General features: G+C 68.9%; 15 protein-coding genes, 4 pseudogenes and 2 riboswitches. Of the genes and pseudogenes, 10 read left to right on the forward strand and 9 right to left on the reverse strand.

The features are described from left to right. Positions 1–62: 62 nt before the first annotated feature. Positions 63–1,808 (reverse strand): DUF2637 domain-containing protein, encoded by a 1,746-nt coding sequence (locus ACZ5NH_RS44045; protein WP_468783947.1) that lies wholly within the window; start codon positions 1,806–1,808, stop codon positions 63–65. 360 nt (positions 1,809–2,168) lie between these two features. Here ACZ5NH_RS44045 and ACZ5NH_RS44050 point away from each other — a divergent pair. The 3 genes and pseudogenes from ACZ5NH_RS44050 to ACZ5NH_RS44060 form a co-directional block, all read left to right on the forward strand. Beyond that, positions 2,169–2,513: pseudogene (locus ACZ5NH_RS44050) on the forward strand (transposase); the annotation flags it as partial. 169 nt (positions 2,514–2,682) lie between these two features. Then, positions 2,683–3,036 (forward strand): hypothetical protein, encoded by a 354-nt coding sequence (locus ACZ5NH_RS44055; protein ID WP_468783975.1) that lies wholly within the window; start codon positions 2,683–2,685, stop codon positions 3,034–3,036. Positions 3,037–3,538: 502 nt separating this feature from the next. After that, a pseudogene (locus ACZ5NH_RS44060) lies at positions 3,539–3,941 on the forward strand (peptidylprolyl isomerase); the annotation flags it as partial. A gap of 176 nt (positions 3,942–4,117) precedes the next feature. Here ACZ5NH_RS44060 and ACZ5NH_RS44065 read toward each other — a convergent pair. Together ACZ5NH_RS44065 and ACZ5NH_RS44070 are read right to left on the reverse strand one after the other, a co-directional pair. Next, positions 4,118–4,804: a GAF and ANTAR domain-containing protein gene (locus tag ACZ5NH_RS44065; protein ID WP_468783949.1), complete on the reverse strand. Its 687-nt coding sequence runs from the start codon at positions 4,802–4,804 to the stop codon at positions 4,118–4,120. Between the two features lie 39 nt (positions 4,805–4,843). After that, positions 4,844–4,993 (reverse strand): hypothetical protein, encoded by a 150-nt coding sequence (locus ACZ5NH_RS44070; protein WP_468783951.1) that lies wholly within the window; start codon positions 4,991–4,993, stop codon positions 4,844–4,846. Between the two features lie 307 nt (positions 4,994–5,300). Here ACZ5NH_RS44070 and ACZ5NH_RS44075 point away from each other — a divergent pair, with 307 nt between their 5' ends. After that, positions 5,301–6,143 (forward strand): hypothetical protein, encoded by an 843-nt coding sequence (locus tag ACZ5NH_RS44075; protein ID WP_468783953.1) that lies wholly within the window; start codon positions 5,301–5,303, stop codon positions 6,141–6,143. Between the two features lie 452 nt (positions 6,144–6,595). Here ACZ5NH_RS44075 and ACZ5NH_RS44080 read toward each other — a convergent pair whose 3' ends face one another. Continuing rightward, entirely contained in the window at positions 6,596–6,799 is a 204-nt protein-coding gene (locus ACZ5NH_RS44080) for a hypothetical protein (protein ID WP_468783955.1), read from the reverse strand. Between ACZ5NH_RS44080 and ACZ5NH_RS44085 the strand changes: the two genes are divergently transcribed. From ACZ5NH_RS44085 to ACZ5NH_RS44095, 3 genes and pseudogenes are all read left to right on the forward strand, one after another. Next, positions 6,789–7,916 carry an RNA-guided endonuclease InsQ/TnpB family protein gene (locus ACZ5NH_RS44085; protein WP_468783957.1) on the forward strand — a complete coding sequence of 376 codons (1,128 nt, stop codon included), beginning with the start codon at positions 6,789–6,791 and terminating at the stop codon, positions 7,914–7,916. The genes ACZ5NH_RS44080 and ACZ5NH_RS44085 overlap by 11 nt on opposite strands. Before the next feature lie 101 nt (positions 7,917–8,017). Next, positions 8,018–8,296: pseudogene (locus tag ACZ5NH_RS44090) on the forward strand (transposase); the annotation flags it as partial. A gap of 775 nt (positions 8,297–9,071) precedes the next feature. Beyond that, positions 9,072–9,674, forward strand: coding sequence for a transposase (locus ACZ5NH_RS44095; protein ID WP_468783973.1), 603 nt, complete (start codon positions 9,072–9,074; stop codon positions 9,672–9,674). Positions 9,675–9,714: 40 nt separating this feature from the next. On the opposite strand, the gene ACZ5NH_RS44100 is transcribed toward ACZ5NH_RS44095, so the two are convergent. The 5 genes and pseudogenes from ACZ5NH_RS44100 to ACZ5NH_RS44120 all read right to left on the reverse strand — a co-directional run bounded on the left by ACZ5NH_RS44100 (position 9,715) and on the right by ACZ5NH_RS44120 (position 13,879). After that, positions 9,715–10,215: a zinc ribbon domain-containing protein gene (locus tag ACZ5NH_RS44100; RefSeq protein WP_468783959.1), complete on the reverse strand. Its 501-nt coding sequence runs from the start codon at positions 10,213–10,215 to the stop codon at positions 9,715–9,717. A gap of 110 nt (positions 10,216–10,325) precedes the next feature. Continuing rightward, positions 10,326–10,871: pseudogene (locus ACZ5NH_RS44105) on the reverse strand (CorA family divalent cation transporter); the annotation flags it as partial. A gap of 72 nt (positions 10,872–10,943) precedes the next feature. Next, positions 10,944–11,390 (reverse strand): hypothetical protein, encoded by a 447-nt coding sequence (locus tag ACZ5NH_RS44110; RefSeq protein WP_468783961.1) that lies wholly within the window; start codon positions 11,388–11,390, stop codon positions 10,944–10,946. A gap of 85 nt (positions 11,391–11,475) precedes the next feature. Continuing rightward, on the reverse strand, positions 11,476–12,204 hold the full coding sequence (locus tag ACZ5NH_RS44115) for an MgtC/SapB family protein (protein ID WP_468783963.1): 729 nt from the start codon (positions 12,202–12,204) through the stop codon (positions 11,476–11,478). A 34-nt stretch (positions 12,205–12,238) separates the two neighbouring features. Further along, a complete protein-coding gene (locus ACZ5NH_RS44120; RefSeq protein ID WP_468783965.1) occupies positions 12,239–13,879 on the reverse strand; it encodes an NRAMP family divalent metal transporter in 1,641 nt (546 codons plus the stop codon). A gap of 310 nt (positions 13,880–14,189) precedes the next feature. Then, a riboswitch (M-box (ykoK) riboswitch) is annotated at positions 14,190–14,372 on the reverse strand. A 226-nt stretch (positions 14,373–14,598) separates the two neighbouring features. Between ACZ5NH_RS44120 and ACZ5NH_RS44125 the strand changes: the two genes are divergently transcribed. The 3 genes from ACZ5NH_RS44125 (at position 14,599) to ACZ5NH_RS44135 (ending at position 18,134) form a co-directional block, all read left to right on the forward strand. Beyond that, on the forward strand, positions 14,599–14,871 hold the full coding sequence (locus ACZ5NH_RS44125; protein ID WP_468783967.1) for a hypothetical protein: 273 nt from the start codon (positions 14,599–14,601) through the stop codon (positions 14,869–14,871). A gap of 109 nt (positions 14,872–14,980) precedes the next feature. Further along, positions 14,981–15,152, forward strand: a riboswitch (M-box (ykoK) riboswitch). A 346-nt stretch (positions 15,153–15,498) separates the two neighbouring features. Next, positions 15,499–16,845, forward strand: coding sequence for a magnesium transporter MgtE N-terminal domain-containing protein (locus ACZ5NH_RS44130; protein ID WP_468783969.1), 1,347 nt, complete (start codon positions 15,499–15,501; stop codon positions 16,843–16,845). Then, on the forward strand, positions 16,842–18,134 hold the full coding sequence (locus ACZ5NH_RS44135) for an NRAMP family divalent metal transporter (RefSeq protein ID WP_468783971.1): 1,293 nt from the start codon (positions 16,842–16,844) through the stop codon (positions 18,132–18,134). The genes ACZ5NH_RS44130 and ACZ5NH_RS44135 overlap by 4 nt, the downstream gene beginning before the upstream one ends. Positions 18,135–18,538: the final 404 nt, after the last annotated feature.

The following is an 18,538-nucleotide window of genomic DNA, read 5'->3' on the forward strand; positions in this document are numbered from 1 at the left end:
CGAGTACGAGGAAGCCTTCTGGCAGAGCCAGGAGCAAACCCCGCAGTCCGCCTGAAACAAGATCACCGGACTCTACGAAACTCGGGGCAGCTCAACGGGGTTTCATTGCGCACCCGGTGTTCGGCCCAGACGTTGTAGACCCGGAATGGCAAGAGGTAGCGGCGCAGGGTGGACGGGCTGACCGGCTTTCCGCCGCGGCCGGTCATGCCCTTCTTACTCGCAAGGTAGGCGGAGAGCTGCTCGGCTCTGGGTTCCTCGCTGTGCTCGGTCTGGTATTGCGTCCAGGCGAGGTAGTAGCGGTCGACGGTGGTGAGCGCAGCGGGCTCTGCGGTCGCGTTGTCCTCGCCAGCGGGGTCATCAATGGCGGCGCTCACCCTGGGGCTGCGCTGCTCCTTGGCGGGGTGCGCGCCTGCGTCGGCCGGAGTCTCCTCAAGCTCGTCCTCGTTGAGGAGGGGATTGCCTGAACGTACCTGGGCGGCGGGCTCGGCGGCTTCCTCACCGGCGGGCGGTTGCATCTCGTCGAACTCGCGCTGCCGGAAGGCCGCAACATAACCCTCCACGTCTCCGCCCGTGATGGGCCGGCCGTTGCCTCCAGTGATCTGGTCGCGTTCATAGACGTACGTGGCAAGGGCGCCGGCATCGGGGGGGACCCCGTGCTCCTGCGCGTACGCGAGCCAGGCGTTGTAGAAGTAGTCGCCCCACCCGTCGTGCATATCCTGCGGGGCTTGGGGTTCGGTGCCGTTCTCAGCTGCGGGCGTGTGGCGCTGCTTGAGGAGCCGCAGCAGGGGTTGGAGTTGCTCGTCCGATAGCGGCTCGCCGGCCGCTGTGGCGATGGCGTACCGGTCTTGGAGCCACAGAGCGAACTGCGCACTGGTGGGCTCGAATCCGAAGGCGACCATCCAGTCCTGATAGGCGCTGGCGAGGTGGTTGGCACTCCCCTCGTCTCCAAGGCCGTGCGCCTGCTCCCGGGGTGGGGTTCGTGGCTGCTCCACCGGCTGGGGCTGCACGCCGCGCCCCGGCACCAGTTCCTTCTCCAGGCCGACGGCGGCCTCGAGTTCGGGGCTCTGCCGTTGGGCCGCAACCGGTGTCCGCTCGACGGTGAACTGAATCGGCAGCTCGTCCATTCCCGCGGCGGCCAGCCCGGCCGGAGCCGTCTCGGCCAAGGGGACGCCGTAGCGGGCCAGGCGGAGCGGCATCAGCGACTCCACTGGGGCCTTGCGGCGCCAGGCGCGACCGAAACGGGAGCGGAGGCCGGCCTGATAGACCAGCCGCTCCTGCTCCAGCTTGACGACCTGGTCGTAGGAGCGCAGCTCCCACAGCTTCATGCGGCGCCACAGCAGGAACGTGGCAACCGGGGAAAGGAGCCAGCGGGCGAGGCGGACGCCTTCCATGTGCTTGTCGGCGCTGATGTCGGCGATGCGGCCGATCGCATGCCGGGCCGCCTCGACTGCCACCACGAACAAGACCGGGATCACCGCGTGCATGCCCACACCCAACGGGTCCGGCCAGGCGGCGGCACCGTTGAAGGCGATCGTGGCCACCGTCAGCAGCCAGGCCGCCTGCCGCAGCAGCGGGAAAGGGATACGGATCCACGTCAGCAGGAGATCCAGGGCGAGCAGGACACAGATGCCGGCGTCGATGCCGATCGGGAACACATAACTGAAGTTCCCGAAGCCCTTCCTGAGAGCCAGTGCACGCACCGCCGCGTACGAACCAGCGAAGCCGATACCAGCGACAATCACAGCGCCCGTCACGACCACGCCGATCAGAACGCGGTGCAACCGGGTCAACTGCAGTGGCGAGGCCACCCGCTACTCCCCCCTTCCAAATCAGTTGCGACAAGCCTCCACCCTGTCATGTACGCCCAGACCATGCAGGCCCGACTACACGCCTGGTTGGAAAGAGGTGCGGCCATGCGAGGCCATCCACCCGAAAAGCCGGCCGGTCCCCTGCCGCAGCCCGCTGGTTTCCTCTGACCGCCACTGCCGACAAGGGCAACACCTTCACACGCAGAGGCGGCCAACGAGACGGGACCGCTCATACGTTCGATCCTAAGACGTCATCTCAGCTTGACTCTGTCGGGGATCTTGGAGTTTCCCGGTGCGGCAGCATGGTCGACGGGGATGATCGGGGAGTTCCGCCGACCGTTGCAGCTGTCGAGGTGCCCGTTGTCCCTGCGCCCCCGTTCCGGTGAGCACGTTCCGCCTCTGACCGCGCGGGTCGCGCGGGCGAGCAACCCGGGCGGCACGACGGCGATATGGGTGCGGGACCGGCTGGACGGGCTGTGGCGCGACGAGGACTTCGCGGACTGGTACCCCAGGCACGGGCGCCCGGGGCTCTCGCCCGCTCAGCTGGCCACCGTCTGTGTGCTGCAGTTCCTGCTCGGGCTGTCGGACAGGCAGGCCCCCGAGGCGGTCCGCTGCAGCATCGACTTCAAGTACGCGATGGCCATGGAGCTGGACGATCCCGGCTTCCACCACAGTGTGCTGGGCGACTTCCGCGATCGTCTCGCCGAGGACGGCCGTGCCGACCGCCTCGGCTCCGACTACCTCGGCGCCACAGCACGAGCAACACCGGACCTATGCCTGTGGAACCGGCATCGAACCTCCTGCGTCAGCTGGCACGTCAGGCCCTATCCAGTTGAAAGTCACGAAGGCCGCGCTGATCGGGAGTTCGCTCCAGGTGGACTATGCCATCACGTCGCCCAGTCGTGCGGTGCTGAGTGTGCCCATCGCGCCGACATCCCCCACTGCACTCCTCCTTCATGCTGGGAAGATCGTGGGGTATCAGCACACAGGTGCATCGAACACCGTCGACGGAAGGGCTCCTGAGGGGTATCGACTGACCAAGCCCTACACCGGCAAACTACCGGTCGATGTCCTGTGTTCCGGAACCACCTGGGCTCGGATTCGACAGCAGCCGCAGAGCTACACGGCAGTCATCATGATGTCCAAACAGCCGGAGAGTGGCCCCCAAACAGCCAAAGCACCCTCCTACCACGCTGATCCGCTGCCGGTGTCGCAGATGCGGCTGTAGCCGGTGGGAGCTGCGGCTATCGGACACGGCCCGCCCGGAACGCCGGTACGGACTCAGAGTCGCATCCCATCGATCGGGAGCACTCCGTGACGTCGATGGGGGCGTCCGGGCCGGCGGCCGCCAGCAGGGACAGGTCAGCGACAACGATCGTCCCGCCCGGTTAGGCGGGGGCGCTGTCCAGTCCGGAGTCGCGCAGCCATGCCTGACCGCCTGGGCTCCAGTCGGCACGGGTGGCGAGGGCGACCGAGCCCTGCCTTCGGTGTCACCGCCACGGGCCGTCGACGGCCGGCTGGTTTTGGCCGTCGACATCACCTGCTGGCTGCGTCCCGATGTTCACATCCCACCGCAGCTGGGGCTTGCTGCGCCTGGTGCGGCCGCACCAGGCCGTGCGACCGTAACGCGCCCAGCGCTCAGTCCATCCTGGATGTCCGGTGACCGGTGTCCTGTTCGGCGTGGCCGGCACCGGGGCTGACAGGATGAGCGCCACGAGCAACGTGTACTTCGACTCGTCTTCAACCTGTTCGACGAGGTCGTTCCGAAGGCCGCGCGCAACTTCCGTGAGCTGGCCACGGGCCACAACGGCTAAGGCTATGGCGGTTCGGGCTTCCACCGCATCATTCCGCAGTTCATGCTGCAGGGTGGTGACTTCACCCACCACGACGGGACCGGCGGCAAGAGCATCTATGGCGAGAAGTTCGAGGACGACAACTTCAAGCTGAAGCACGACCGTAAGTACCTCCTGTCGATGGCGAACGCCGGCCGCAACACCAACCGGCTCACAGTTCTTCGTCACCACCGTCCTCACCCCCTGGCTCGACGGCAAGCACGTCGTCTTCGAGGGCCAGGAGCTCATCGAGCAGATCGAGGCCCTGGGCTCGCAGTCCGGCGCTCCCAAGGGCAAGGTCGAGACGCGGCCTGCGGCGTCGTCGACGCCGCCTGATCCCGGCCTCTCGCCGGGCTGTGGTGGCTGGTGCTGCGAGCTGGGTCCGATCCGTCGAGTGTGGTCCCAGTGGTGGTGGGTGCACGCCAGCCGGGCGGCGGGCAGCCCTGTCCGAGCCGCTCCTGAAGCGGTGCCCGGGTATTACGGGCTGCCTTGTTCGCATACCCTGCGGGCAACCTCGCGGAGTTTGATGTTGTTCTCCTGGGAGAAGCGGCGCAGGACGTCGAAGGCCTGTTCTTCGGTGAGGTGGTGGGCGCCCATGAGGATGCCCATGGCTTCGCCGATGATGGGGCGGGTGGCGACGGCCTGTTCCATCTGGGCGTGGGTGCGGGCGCTGGCGAAGGCGACGGCGGCGTGAGAGGCCAGCAGCCAGCCGGCCGTCTCGCTGACGTCGGTGAACGCGCCGGGGCGGCGGGAGTAGAGGTTGAGTGCGCCGAGTTCTTCGTCGTCGGTGTACAGCAGGAATCCCATCATGCTGCCCACGCCGAGCGCGTGGGCTTCGGGGGCGTAGGCGGGCCAGCGCTGGTGCTCGACGGTGAGGTCGGCGATGCGCAAGACCCGCTCCTTGACGCCACTGCGGGCGGCATCGAAACACGGCCCCTCACCCAGGCGCTCCTGGAGCCGGTCGCTGTCGACGACCAGGCGGTGAGTGGGGGCGAGCGTCTGCACCTGCCTGCCGTGCAGCACGAGAATGCCGGCCGCGTCACAGCCGGACACCAGTTCGGTGGCCGAAGCGGTGATCCTCTCCAGCGTGGCACCGACCGAATCCTGTGCCAGCAGATCCCGCGCCATCGACGCCATCTGCTGCGCGAACCGACTCCAATCCACTGTTACGCCTCCGCTGCACTCGTACCGTCCGGACACACCTCATACCCGCTTTTCCAGCGCCAGGTACCGCGGGCGAGTGAGCCGGGCCGGCAGGGAGGCAAGAGGCAAGGCTTCTTCCATGGCCATCTGCTGGCCCCTCTCCGGGTCGAGCGGGATCTTGCCGCCCGCCGGGCTCGCGATGTCGATCATGGGCCTGCGTTCCTCGGCGAAGTCCCAAAAATGGGTCAGCTCTCCCAGCCAGAGCCCGGCCCTCAGCGGTCGCCATTTTGGAAGCGCTGGTCAGGCGTCTTCTGTCCAGGCGGGCGCCGAAGCCGCCGGGCCGGCTCGCCAGGTTCTGGCGGCGGCCGGTAGGTGCTCCCGGACCAGGATCAGGTGTGGGTTGGTGGGGCTGCCCGGACGTCGGACCAGGTAGGCGGTATTGATCGGCGGGTCGTGCGCTTGGTGCAGCAACTGCAGGACGCCGGAGGCGAGTTCGGTGTGGCACTACGCTCTCGGCATGCAGCGCAGCGATGTCACGCGGGAGGACGGCACGTGGGTGCCTGTGCTGCTCGCCGGTGTCGACGAGCACCTCCAGGGCGTGCACTTCTGGCGCACCGACGAGTACCACTCCTTCGTCCCACCGCTACGCGCCGATGTGGGGCGTGCTCTGGAGGGCAGCGCCCAACGGTGGGGTCACCGCTTTGCGCAGTACCTCATCGACTCGCCGGACAGCCCGTTGCACGAGGGCCGGTGGCTGCTCTCGCGCGAGAGTCCGCTCCGGCGCTGGCGCCACGCTGATACTTCGTATGCCGAGTACTGGAGCTCGATGCTCGTCGACGGCCATCCGGACGGATACATCGACTGGTTCGTCCATTCCGGTTCGTGGGAGGTCCTTCCGCTGCGGCCGATGCCCGATGCCGACGACAGCCGGGTCAAGGCGTACCGCAAGCAGGCCCGCGAAGGAATACTGCCACCCGTCCTGTTGTGGTGGGTCAGCGGCCTGGACTGTCATCTGATCCTGGACGGTCACGCGCGGGTCGCCGCAGCGATCGCCGAGTCCGTCGAGCCTCCGCTACTGCAGTTGCACCGCACGGTGCCGCGCGATGACCTGGCCGCGCGCATCGATGAGGCCGTGGGCTTCTACGAGTACGAACTGGCACGCTTCGCCGAACTCCGCGCCGTCCACGGCCCCACCGTCCCGGACGGCGCCGCCACCGCCGGCCCGCAGCTCGTCCGCGTCCTTCACGACCTGAACACAGCGCAACAGCTGACCTGGGCCTGGCCGCTGCCCGGGGGAGAGGCCCAGTGGCGTCGTATCGCACGTGAGGTGACCGCCAGCCAGGATTGGCCCCGTATCTGAGTCCTGCCGGAATCCCTCCCGCGTCACGTCCGGGCGTACCGCCAGGGGTGCGCACACGGCGATGAAGGGCCGCTTCTGCCTGGCACGAGCCCTCACGCGTACACGAGCTCTGACGCAAGCCGCCCTCAGCAGGCGTCCGCGGCCGGGTTGGTCCGGCCCGGCCCAGGTCGAGGTTGTCGGTGTCGGGGATCGCAACGCCCCGGCACGACGGGTGCCGACACACTCGGAAGGGCGGGCGAAGCGCCCGACGGTCTGACGTCCGCCTCCCTCGGCCCGCTGGCTCCCACGTCTCGGGGATCGGCGGAGGCTCCAGGCTCTGCCTCCGGCTGAGTCCGTGCTGGCTTGGAGCTCAAGCCGCGTGGTTGGGCAGCGGGGGAATGGTGTCCGGGAGGCGGGGCACATGGGTCGGTGTCAGCCCGGTGATCCACACTCTCATGCCGTGGTCATCCTTGCTACAGGTAGACGCCGTGGAGGCGTTCGTTGAAGTCGCGCACCACTTTGGGCGGTGAGCTGGTGGTGAGGCTACGGCGCATAGCGCGGGCGCGTTCCACGATCCCGGACCGGTACTGAAGGCCGACCTCGAGCGCGCGGGAGGCGAGGGCGAACGCGGCATCTACCCGGCCGCCGGCGAGATGGCCGGCAGCGATGTCGAGCACCAGTAGGGCGCGCTGGCTGGCCGCCGGTAACGCGGATGTGCAGCAGCAGGCGTTGAAGGACTTCGCCAAGGCCAAGAGCGCGAAGTTCGCCTCGGGTTTCGGCGAGCCGACCTGGCGTAAGAAGTACGTGCATGAGGGCTTTCGGATCATCGGCACTGAGCGCGTGCCGGAGTTCGAGCCGGACGGCAGCCCGAGCGTGAACGCGAAGACCGGCAAGCAGGTCATGGGCCGGTCCGTGGCGGTGCAGAAGCTCAACCGCAGGTGGGCGCAGGTGAAGGTGCCCGCCTGCGGCTGGGTCCGGTTCCGCCTCACCCGGCATGAACTGCCAAGGGCGAAGACGTTCCGCGTCACCTTCCGCAACGGCCAGTGGCACATCGCCTTCGCCGTCATCCCCGAGCCGATCGACGCGCCCGGCGCGGGCGAGGTCATCGGAATTGACCGGGGCGTGAAGATCACCGCCGCCCTCTCGGACGGCCGGAAGCTGAACTGCCCGCAGCTCACCGTCAGGGAGCGGGCGCAGATCCGCAAGCACCAGCGCCGGGCCGCCCGCGCCCCCAAGGGCAGCGAGAAGAAGACAGCCGAGTACGCCAAGGTCGCCAAGCTCAAGGTACGCGAAGCGGACCGGCGCAAAGACTGGTGCGAGAAGACCAGCACCATGCTCGCCCGGTCGTACGGCCTGATCCGCTTCGAGAAGCTGAACATCAAGAGCATGACCCGCTCGGCGAAGGGAACCGTCGAGCAGCCCGGCAAGAACGTGCGCCAGAAGGCCGGTCTGAACCGGTGCATCCTCGCCCAGGGCTGGGGACTCCTGCGCCGGCGCACCGAACAGAAAGCACCCGGCCGGGTCGAGGACGTCCCCGCCCCCTACACCTCCCTGCGGTGCAGTGCATGCGGATGGATCGAGAAGAACTCGCGCAAGAGCCAAGCCGAGTTCGTCTGTGTGTCCTGCGGCTTCACCTGCAACGCGGACGAGAACGCAAGCCACAACGTCGCGGCAGGACAGGGTGGGAGTCCCCGCCCCCGGCGGTCAGCCGGTGCCGGAGGGGCGACAACGGCCACCGGCCGTTCGAGCGCCCGTGAACCTCAACCTGCCTGGGTTGGAATCCCCCTCTTTTAAGACTCCGTTGGGAAATCCGTAAACGGGTGATGAGTAAACGGGTGATGATGAGTGTGCCGGGCTGCCATGATCGGCCTGTCGCCGATCGAGGGTGGGGCTGGATGTCGCTGGAGCCGCGGGCTGATCGCGGGGTGCCGGAGCTGACTGCGCGGGTGGTGCGGGCTTCGTTCCCGAAGGGGACGCTTGCGGTCCGTGTTCGTGAGGCGCTCGGTCCGCTGTTCGAGGACGAGTCCTTTGCCGAGGCGTTTCCCGGACAGGGGCGGCCGGCGGTCTCGCCCGGGGCATTGGCGCTGGTGTCGGTGCTGCAGTATGCCGAAGGGCTCACAGACCGGCAGGCCGCTGACCAGGTCCGGGCCCGGATGGACTGGAAGTTCCTCCTCGGTCTTGAGCTGGACGACCCGGGGTTTGACTTCTCCGTTCTTTGCGACTTCCGTGCCCGGTTGATCAAGCACGGCCTGGAGGAGAAGGTCCTGGACTTGGTCCTTGAGCGAATCTCCGGGCTCGGGCTGCTGCGTGCGGGGGGCCGTCAGCGGACCGACTCCACCCACGTGCTCGCGGCGGTGCGGACGTTGAACCGGATGGAGTTCGTGGGCGAGACTCTGCGGGCTGCCCTGGAGGCCCTGTCGGCGGCGGCCCCGCAGTGGCTGTCCGCGCTGGTCACCGCGGACTGGGTGAGACGATACGGTGCCCGGATCGACTCCTACCGCTTCCCCAAAGGGGAGAGCGTGCGCCAGGAGTGGGCCGAGCAGGTAGGCCGTGACGGCTTCACGATTCTTGAGGCCGCTTTCGCTCCTGGCTCTCCGGGCTGGCTGCGGGAGATCCCCGCTGTCCAGGTCCTGCGCCGGGCCTGGGTGGAGCAGTACCACCGCGATGGCGAGGGGGTGCACTGGCGGGAGGGCAAGGACCTCCCGCCGGGCAGATGCCGGCTCTCCTCGCCCTATGACCCCGACGCCCGCTACGGCGTGAAGCGGGGCTCAGGCTGGTGTGGTTACAAGACCCACCTGTCTGAGACCTGCGAGTCGGACGCCCCGCACCTGATCACCCAGGTGATCACCACGGACGCGACGGTCGCCGACACCGAAGTCACCGAGACCGTCCATCAGGGCCTGGCCGCACGGGAGTTACTGCCTGCCGAGCACGACGTCGACGCCGGCTATGTCACCGCCGCGCACATCGTCACCGCCCGGAACGAGTACGGGATCGAGCTGGTGGGGCCGGTCGGACTGGACACCTGTCACGAGAACCACGAAGGCGAGCACTTCACGCAGAGCGCCTTCACCGTCGACTGGCAGGCCCGCAAGGTCACCTGCCCTGAGGGCAAGATCAGCGCCAGCTGGTCCGAACCAGCGAAAGAGCAGCGGGACTCCCGTCGCGCGGGTGCACTTCACCGCCCAAGACTGCGGCAGTTGCCCCGTGCGCGAGAAGTGCACCAAGGCGGCGAACGGCAGATGGGGCCGCAGCCTGACCCTGCTTCCCCGAGACCAGCAGGAGGCGCTGGAAGCGCGGCGCCGTGAACAGCTGACCGACGAGTGGCAGCAGCGTTACAACATCCGCGCCGGCGTGGAGGGCACGATCTCCCCGGCGGTCCGGCGCACCCGCATCCGCCGGACCCGCTTCACCGACCTACCCAAGACCCACCTCGGCCACGTCTTCGCCGCCACCGCCATCAACATCATCCGACTCGACGCCTGGCTCACCGAAACCCCACTAGGCCAGACCAGGACCTCGCATCTGGCCCGACTGGACCTGGCCGCATAGAGGCCCGCCCACACCCGTTTACGGATTTCCCAACGGAGTCTTAAAAGAGAGGGATTCCAACCCAGGCAGGTTGAGGTTCACGGGCGCTCGAACGGCCGGTGGCCGTTGTCGCCCCTCCGGCACCGGCTGACCGCCGGGGGCGGGGACTCCCACCCTGTCCTGCCGCGACGTTGTGGCTTGCGTTCTCGTCCGCGTTGCAGGTGAAGCCGCAGGACACACAGACGAACTCGGCTTGCCTCTTGCCCGAGTTCTTCTCGATCCATCCGCAGGCACTGCACCGCAGGGAGGTGTAGGGGGCGGGGACGTCCTCGACCCGGCCGGGTGCCTTCTGTTCGGTGCGCCGACGCAGGAGCCCCCAGCCCTGGGCGAGGATGCACCGGTTCAGACCGGCCTTCTGGCGCACGTTCTTGCCGGGCTGCTCGACGGTTCCCTTCGCCGAGCGGGTCATGCTCCTGATGTTCAGCTTCTCGAAGCGGATCAGGCCGTACGACCGGGCGAGCATGGTGCTGGTCTTCTCGCACCAGTCTTTGCGCCGGTCCACTTCGCGTACCTTGAGCTTGGCGACCTTGGCGTACTCGGCTGTCTTCTTCTCGCTGCCCTTGGGGGCGCGGGCGGCCCGGCGCTGGTGCTTGCGGATCTGCGCCCGCTCCCTGCAATGGCGTGCAGGACGGCCGACGTGCCCTTCGCCAGCTGCTCGAGGTTGGCCTCCAGGTCCTCGCGCAACGGTCCAGGGAGCCGTGGCTTCCGTGGCGGACGGTGACGACGAAGTCGGGGCTGGCGAAGACCATGATCTCGCCGGTGTCGACGACCTCGCTGGTGGCGGTCAGCTGCTCGTGCTCGACGTAGGTGACGGTCTTGAAGACCGCGAACAGTACGTCGCCGTAACTCTCCAACTTGGGCCGCTGGTGGGCCTGTACGGCGTCCTCCACGGCGAGCGGGTGCAGGCCGAAGAGCTCGGCGAACTCCGTCTCGGTCGGCTCGTGCAGGCCAAGCCACACGAAGTCGTGGCCGTGCTTGCGTACCTGCTGGACGGCCTCCTCAACGGTGTCCGTTCCGGGCTGGCGGACGCCGTCGCCGTAGACCACGCAGTTGACCACCGCCGAGCCGAGCGGGGAGCGGCGGGTGGCTGAGGTCCACGCGGCCGCGGCTCCGCCGCGTCAGGCGGGCGACTTTGCGCAGGTTGCCGACCATCGACATGCGGGACTCTCCTTCGCCGGGTCCGGACAGTGTGCCAGCGGGTGGTGAACGGTCAGGAGAGAACGGCGGTGGTCAGTGCCGCTGGCGGGCGGCGTCAGTCAGTAGATGGATCACCTCGGGGGGCAGGTCGAGGTGGTGTGCGATCCACGCCGCGTCATGACCGTGGGTGGCGAGGAGCCAGGCCGTGTAGAGGCTGTTCAGGCTCGGGGCGTCCGGGCCGAGTAGGAACGGCCGGACGGCCTCCATCGGGAAGCCCTCCAGGGACCTAGTGGTGAACAACCCGGCCCCCAGGTCCTCCGGCACGACCCTGTGAGGGCGTTGCTCGGCCTGCCGGTGGTGGTGCCACATGGCCGCGACCAGGATGAACGCCGCGGTCGCGGCACCCATCAGCGCGCCGCCGACCACCGGCTTGTCGCGGGTGGGGGCGGCGTTGACCGCGACCGTCTCCAGTACGACGAGCGTGAGCACGCCGAGGAACGCCGCGCCCTCCCCGGTGCGGGGGTGGGGTACCGTCCGCATGACGCACACCTCCCTGTCTTCCTCTTCATCGTGTCCTGCCGAGCGGACTGCTGTCCTGGGGCCGTCAGGCCCTCTGCTCGGGGTGTCAGGCGAGCACCCGCTGCCCTGACCGGGGCGCCCGTTCGTCGTCCTCCTCGTCGTCCAGGTGCCAGTGCAGGTCGTGCACCCCGGGCTCCAGTGAGAGACGGGAGATGACCTGCTCCAGCGCGGCGGCGGCATCGCCGCTGACGGTGACGGCGGCGCGGACGCTGGTGGTGTCCTCGCCTTCGCGGCGGGCCCGCAGACCGGTCGCGGTCAGCCCGGAGGCGGTCAGGGCCTGCGCGAGCAGGGCCCGGATCTGGGTCTCGGACCCGCGCTCGCAGCGCAGGTGCACGCTGGCCCGCACGTGGGCGTCCGGGTCGCTGCCTGAGGCCGGTGCCCGGTCCAGCAGGCGTCCGGCCGGGCGCAGCAGCACGTGGATGCCGAGCGCGGCCAGGGCGAGCCGTCCGGAGGCGGCCAGGACGCCGACCGCCGCCGAGCACCACAGGGTGGCTGTCGTGTTCAGTCCGCGCACGCCGGCGCCGTCGCGCAGGATCACCCCGCCGCCCAGGAAGCCGATCCCGGAGACGACGTAGGAGGCGACCCGCGTCGGGCTGCCGGCGTCGTCCACCGCCACGCTGTACAGCACGAACAGCGTGGCGCCGGTGGCGACCAGGGCATTGGTGCGCATGCCCGCCATGCGTGCCCGCCACTGCCGCTCGACGCCGATCAGTGCGCCGCAGGTCGCGCCGGTGGCGAGCCTGATCAGGAAGTCGGTCGTGGTTAGGGCGTGCATGGCACACCTCCTTCAAGGTGCGGTGGTTGGTGACTTACTGGCCGACCGCGACCTGCACGATCTTGATGATCACGAGGATCATGGAGACCAGCAGGTAGCTGCGCAGCGCGCCCATGCCGATCTTCTTGCCGCTGGACATCACGACCGGGGTGAGGCTCTCCAGCGGCGGCATCCGCCAGGCGTCCCGGCCGGTGCGGTCGATCGGGTCCTCCTTGGTGGCCGTACGCCGCCGGGTGAAGGCGTACCCGGCGGCGAGCACCCCGGCGACCCCGCAGGCGGCCATGATGTCGACGATCACGTCCGCGCTGATGTCCGGGAACAGGACCGAGGCGGTCAGGATCACCGACAGCATGACCAGCACCCCGACCACGGCGGCGGTGAAGGCGTTGGTCTTCGGGCCGTTCACCCACGGGCCGAGGACCTGCTTGTCGTTGCACAGCAGCAGCAAGAACACGCTCGCGGACGGCAGCAGCACGCCGGCCAGGGTCTGCACGCCCTCGGTCAGCAAGCCCAGCGGCGAGCCGGGAATGAGCACGATCGTCGCCGCAGCGGCGACCAGCCCGGCGTAGACGGCGTAGAAGCCCTTCGCGCCGCCCACCCCCCGGTGCAGGGAGTGCTTCATGCCCAGCACGTCACCGATCGCGTACGCGGTCGACAGCGACACGGCGAACGCGCCGATGATCGAGGCGTCCAGCAGCGCGATCGCGAACAGCACCCCAGCCAGCTTGCCTGCCTTGGTCTCAAGGCCGTGCGCTATCCCGGCGGTGTCGGTGAACTGGCCGAAGCCGTGCGTCCCCGAGAACGCGGCGGCGGTGAAGGCCATCATCGCGGCAGCGCCGATGACGACGATGACGATGCCGATCCACAGGTCGACCTTCTCGTAGCGCATGAACCGCGGGGTGATCCGCTTGTCGATCACGTACGACTGCTGGAAGAACAGCTGCCAGGGCGCAACCGTCGTACCGACGATGCCGATGATCAGCAGCATCACTGTCGACAGCTGGCCGGAGCCGCCGGGCAGGTTCGGGGTGACGAAGTCGGCGGCCATCTGCGAGACGTGCGGATGCACCATGAAGTAGATCGGCACCAGCAGCAGCGAGGCCGCGCACAGCGTCATCGCCACCCGCTCGAAGCGGCGGAAGGATCCGGTGAACGCCGACGCGATGATGATCACGGCGGCCAGCACCACCGCCGCCGCCTTGGGCAGGCCCAGGTAGCCGGCGGACAGCGTGATGCCGATGAACTCGGTCACCAGGGTGAGCGCGTTGAGCAGGAACAGGTCGATGACGCTGAACGCGCCCCAGAACTTCCCGAACCGCTCCAGGATCAGCCGGGCGTGGCCGACACCGGTGACCGCGCCGAGGCGCAGCACCATCTCCTGGTTGATGTACAGCACGGGCACCAGCAGGAGCAGGGCCCACAGCAGGTGGGTGCCGTAGTTCTGGCCGGCTTGGCCGTAGGTGGCGAAGGCGCCGGCGTCGTTGTCGCCGACCATCACGATCAGGCCGGGGCCGACGATCGCCAGCAGCGTCTTCAGCTTCGCCGACAGACCCCGGCGCTCGCCATGGTCGTCCAGGCGGATGGTGCCCAGCGCGCCCTGGATGTCGCCGAGGTGCGCGTCGTCGAGTACCGCCGCGCGGGGCGCGGCGACCGTGGTCACGATGGTGTCGGTCATGGTGGTGCCTCCCTGGTCCCCCGGTCCGGGGGAGGTCGGGGGCACGCGGCAGCCATCACCCCCTGCACGCCGAATGCGCGCAGGACAGCATCACCACCGGGCGCAGGAGCGCCCGTGGACATGGCGCGACCGTGGTGCCGCGCAGGGAAGGTGGTGGTTACCGCGTGCCGGAAGAATGCGAGGACAAGCGGGTGCGGGGCCTACTTCGGCCCGGACTACTGCATTCCATGTCTCTCGCCTCCTTCCGGCCGGAGACGCCCGTGAACAGCGTCGTCATCGACTCGGCAAGGAGCGGCCGGCCCAAGCGGGCGGCTCACCCCAACTCGTCAGAGCTTTGGCACTCCACGGCGTAATCCCAACCGTTGAACCGGGTGGGAAGCCACTTGGCCTCACCCCTTAGGCCGGGGAGAGGTGTCCTGAACCTGGGCGTCTCTCGACGTCGTGGGGTCAGTGGCCTGTGTCCGTGAAGACGCCTCACCGAACGAGGTGCCTCTTCAAACCTCCACAAGGCTACGCCCGCGCCGAGGGTGCCGCTCACCTGATTTACGGAGCCTTGACGGCACACTGACCGCATTCTCACGAAGCGCCGATGCCCCAGCGAGGATGCGTGCTTCAGCGAGCATGCGTGCTTCCTTCGCCGGTCAGGGCCCCCCGTGCGCTATCTACAGTGACACTTGGACGACACGTGCCTCGTCGGAGGAAGGGGAGACTACGGCGGCATGAGCGACCTCGACATCCGGTGCGCGCGCCGCGCGGTGCGCCAAGCCGCCCGGCAGCTGGCCGAGGACGCCCCGAAACTGACCGCGGGCTCCGCGGATGCCTTTCGTGCCGGGCTCGCCACCCGCACCGCCGACCTGCGCAGAGCCGCGCTCGCCGCCTGGATCACCGGCATACCCGAGGACATCATCGCCGCTGACGGGCGCCTACCCGTCGCCGTCGTGCATGGGTGGGTGGCGGCCAGGTTCTCGCCAGGACACTCCGGTGACAGGTGACCGTGGCGGACAGCTCCGGTGGCGGCCTGTATTCGACAGCCCTCGGTCAAGGGCAGGTCATGGATTAGGGAGCCGGGCGAGTGCGGGCGTAGTCTTTATGCGGTTTGAACAGACACCTCGTTCGGTGAGGCGTCTTCACGGACACAGGCCACTGACCCGACGACGTCGAGAGACGCCCAGGTTCAGGACAGGTCTCCCCGGCCTAAGGGGTGACCCCAAGTGGCTTCCCTTATGGGGATCACGCCGTGGAGTGCCAAAGCTCTGACGAGTTGGGGTGTGCCGGGGTCGAACGTGCCCGGCTGCCCCTTGCCGCAAGACCGCGACGCCCTGCGCGCGGCCGTGACCGGGAGGAGGCGACATGGACAGTAGTCCGGGCCATAGTCGGCCCCTCTTCGTGTTGTCCGCGCCGTCCTTCCGCGGCCCGCGGTAGCTAGTTCCTCACTGACTCATCCGGTCCGCAGCCGGTGGTCTCTCGTGCTCATCGGTTTCGACAGGCCGCGTGCAGGCGTGTGCCCTGGCGTGCCTGCCACCGGCCGGTCCGGGGAGGAAGAGCGCTGCCGAGGGCCGCCCGCTGCCCCGTCATGGCGGGGCAAGGGGGTGTTCATCTTGGCTGTCCACACTCTGCTCATGTCCAGCACGGCTCGCTTCCGCGACCGCCGGGTCCACCTCGAACGCCGTGCCACCGCCACCAAGGCGGTGCGCACCTCCCTGGTCTCGCTGGCCGGCCTGATCGGCGGTCCGGTCACCAATCAGGCGGGCGAGGAGGTCGGCCGCGTCGTCGACGTGGTCGCCCGGCTGTACGGCACGGAGCCGTACCCGCCGGTCACCGGGCTGATCCTGCGCATCGGCCGCCGGCAGACGTTCCTGGCCGCGGAGGCCATCGGCAAGGTGCAGGCAGGTCAGGTACGGCTGCGCACCGCCCGCGTCGACCTGCGCGACTTCTCCCGCCGCCCCGGCGAGGTGCTGCTGGCCAAGGACATCCTTGACCACCAGCTCGTCGACGTGGACGGCGTCCAGGTCACCCGGGCCGCCGACCTGTACCTCGCGCCCCTGGTCGGCCAGGTCGTGCTGGTCGGCGTGGACGTCTCCCTGCCGACCCTGCTGCGTCGGCTCGGCCCGCGGCGCCGGCAGGCCCGGCCGACCCCGGAGCGGGTACTGGACTGGCAGGCGGTGGCGCCGTTCGCCGAACAGGCCATCGAGGGCCCGCCGGAGGTCCGGCTGCGCGCCTCCCGGGCCGCCCTGCAACGGCTGCGCCCCGCCGACCTCGCCGACATCCTCGAAGACCTCGGCCGCAACGAACGACAGCAGCTGCTGGGCTGGCTGGAGCCGGAGCAGGCCGCCGACGCGCTGGAGGAGATGGAACCGCACGAGCTGGAGAACCTGCTGCGCGAGGCCCAGCCGGAACACGCCGCCCGCCTGCTGGACGAAATGGAGCCGGACGAGGCCACCGACGCCCTGCGCGACCTCACCCGCGAGGAACGCGAGGCCCTGCTGTCCCGCATGCCGAGCGGCGAGGCCGCGGAGCTGCGACGGCTGCTGACCCACCGCGAAGGCACCGCCGGCGGCGCCATGACCACCCTGCTGATCACCTCCCGCCCCGACGAGACCGTCGCCAAGGTACGGGCGCAGCTGGCCGAACAGGCCGAGCACCGCACCGAGATCGACGCGATCGCCGTCGTGGACGACAACGGCCGGCTGCTGTGCGACCTGCCCCTGTTCGACCTGGCCGTCGCCGAGGACACCACCCCGATGGCCGACCTGGTGACCTGGCGATCCCAGTTCGGCCCTCCAGCCACCGTCCACCCCGACACCCCCCTCGGCGAGGCCGCCGACCAGCTGGTCGACTCCCGCGCCACCTCACTTCTGGTGGTCGACGACACCGACCGGCCCCTCGGCCGGATCCTCGCCGACGACCTGCTCGACTACCTGCTGCCCGAGCGCGGGCGTCTGCACTTCCGGAGGTTCCTGCAGTGACCAGCGACCTGGACACCACATCGGCCGCGTCCCCCGCCGCCCCCGCCACGCGGCGGCGGGGCCTGGGCCGTCTCGCGATGGTCGCTGCCATCGCCGGTCCCGGCCTGGTCGCCGCGAACGCCGGCAACGACGCCGCAGGCATCGCCACCTACGCCTCCGCCGGCTCCCAATTCGCCTACGGCACCCTGTTCTTCATGGTGCTGGTCACCATCGCCCTGGTCATGGTCCAGGAGATGGCCGTACGCCTCGGCGCGCACACCGGCAAGGGGCTCGGGGCTCTGATCCGCGAGCAGTTCAGCCTCCGCCTGACCGCACTGGCGGTGTTCTGTCTCCTGCTGGCCAACACGGGCCTGGTCGTCAGCGAGTTCGCTGGCATCGGTGCCGCCTTCGAACTGCTCGGCGTACCCAAGTGGGCGGTCATTCCGCCGGCCGCGATCCTGCTCTGGTCGCTGGTCCTGTTCGGCTCCTACCGGTGGGCCGAACGTATTTTCCTCATCATGTCGCTGGCGTTCTTCGCCTACCCCATCGCGATGATCCTCGGCCACCCCCACTGGGGCGAGGTCGGCAAGCACCTCGTCGTCCCGCACATCGAGCCCAACAAGAGTTTCATCCTGCTCGCCGTCGCCCTGATCGGCACGACCGTCAGCCCGTACATGCAGTTCTACGCCGCGGCAGGCGTCGTCGACCGGGGCGCCAAGCCCGAGGACTACCGGCTCATCAAGCTGGACGCCGTGATCGGTGCGGTGTTCGCCTGCCTCATCAGCCTGACGATCATCATCGCCACCGCTGCCGCGATCGGCGGCACCGGCCCGCTGGACTCAGCCGCCCAGGCCGCCGAGGCCCTCAAACCGGTCGCCGGTCAGAACGCCGAACTCCTCTTCGCCGTGGGCCTGATCGGTGCCTCCGCGCTCGCCGGTGCCGTCGTCCCGCTCTCCGCCAGCTACGCCGTCGGCGAGGCCGCCGGAGTGGAACGCTCCGTGTCCCGTAGCTTCCACGACGCACCGCTCTTCCTGGGTCTGTTCACCGTCCAGATCGTGCTCGGCGCGGTCGTGGCCATGACCCCGGTGAACGTCATCCAGCTGCTCATCGGCACCCAGGTCCTCCAGGGCCTGATCAGCCCCGTCGTGCTGGTCTACCTCCTGGTCCTCACCAACCGCCGCTCCGTGCTCGGCGCGGCGGCCAACGGCCCCCGCTACCGGATCGCCGCCACCGTCGTGGTCGTCGGCGTCGCGGGCATGTCCACCATCCTGCTCGTCCAGACCGTCCTCGGCTGGTTCGGCCTCGGCTGACACCCGACGCGGGCTTCGTGCGTGCGCGATGCGTGAACGGACTGTCCGGCACAGGGCGTCATGCGCGGGTTCGAGTACGCAGCCGCTTCGCTGCTGACCAGGGGAAATAGCATCGCCCAGCAGCGTCGAGCACTCCCCGGCAAGGATTCGATCCCACTCCTAATGCGGTGATCACACGACTCTGCGGCCGACGGCGGTGACGACAGCGCTGACGGCAACGACGGTGGACGGCAGTGGCGTTCGACAGCCGGGCACGGTGCCGGGAGGACGCCATCGACCCAGCCCGCCATGGCGTGCCCGCATCTTCTAAGGGCGCGCAGAGAATCAAGGTGTTGCTTCCGTGGATCTGGCTCGTTGATGTGTTATGGCCATATCACAGGAGACTCGTGATCAACTCGCCGTGA

The sequence above is a fragment of the Streptomyces sp. NPDC031426 genome, assembly GCF_055581585.1.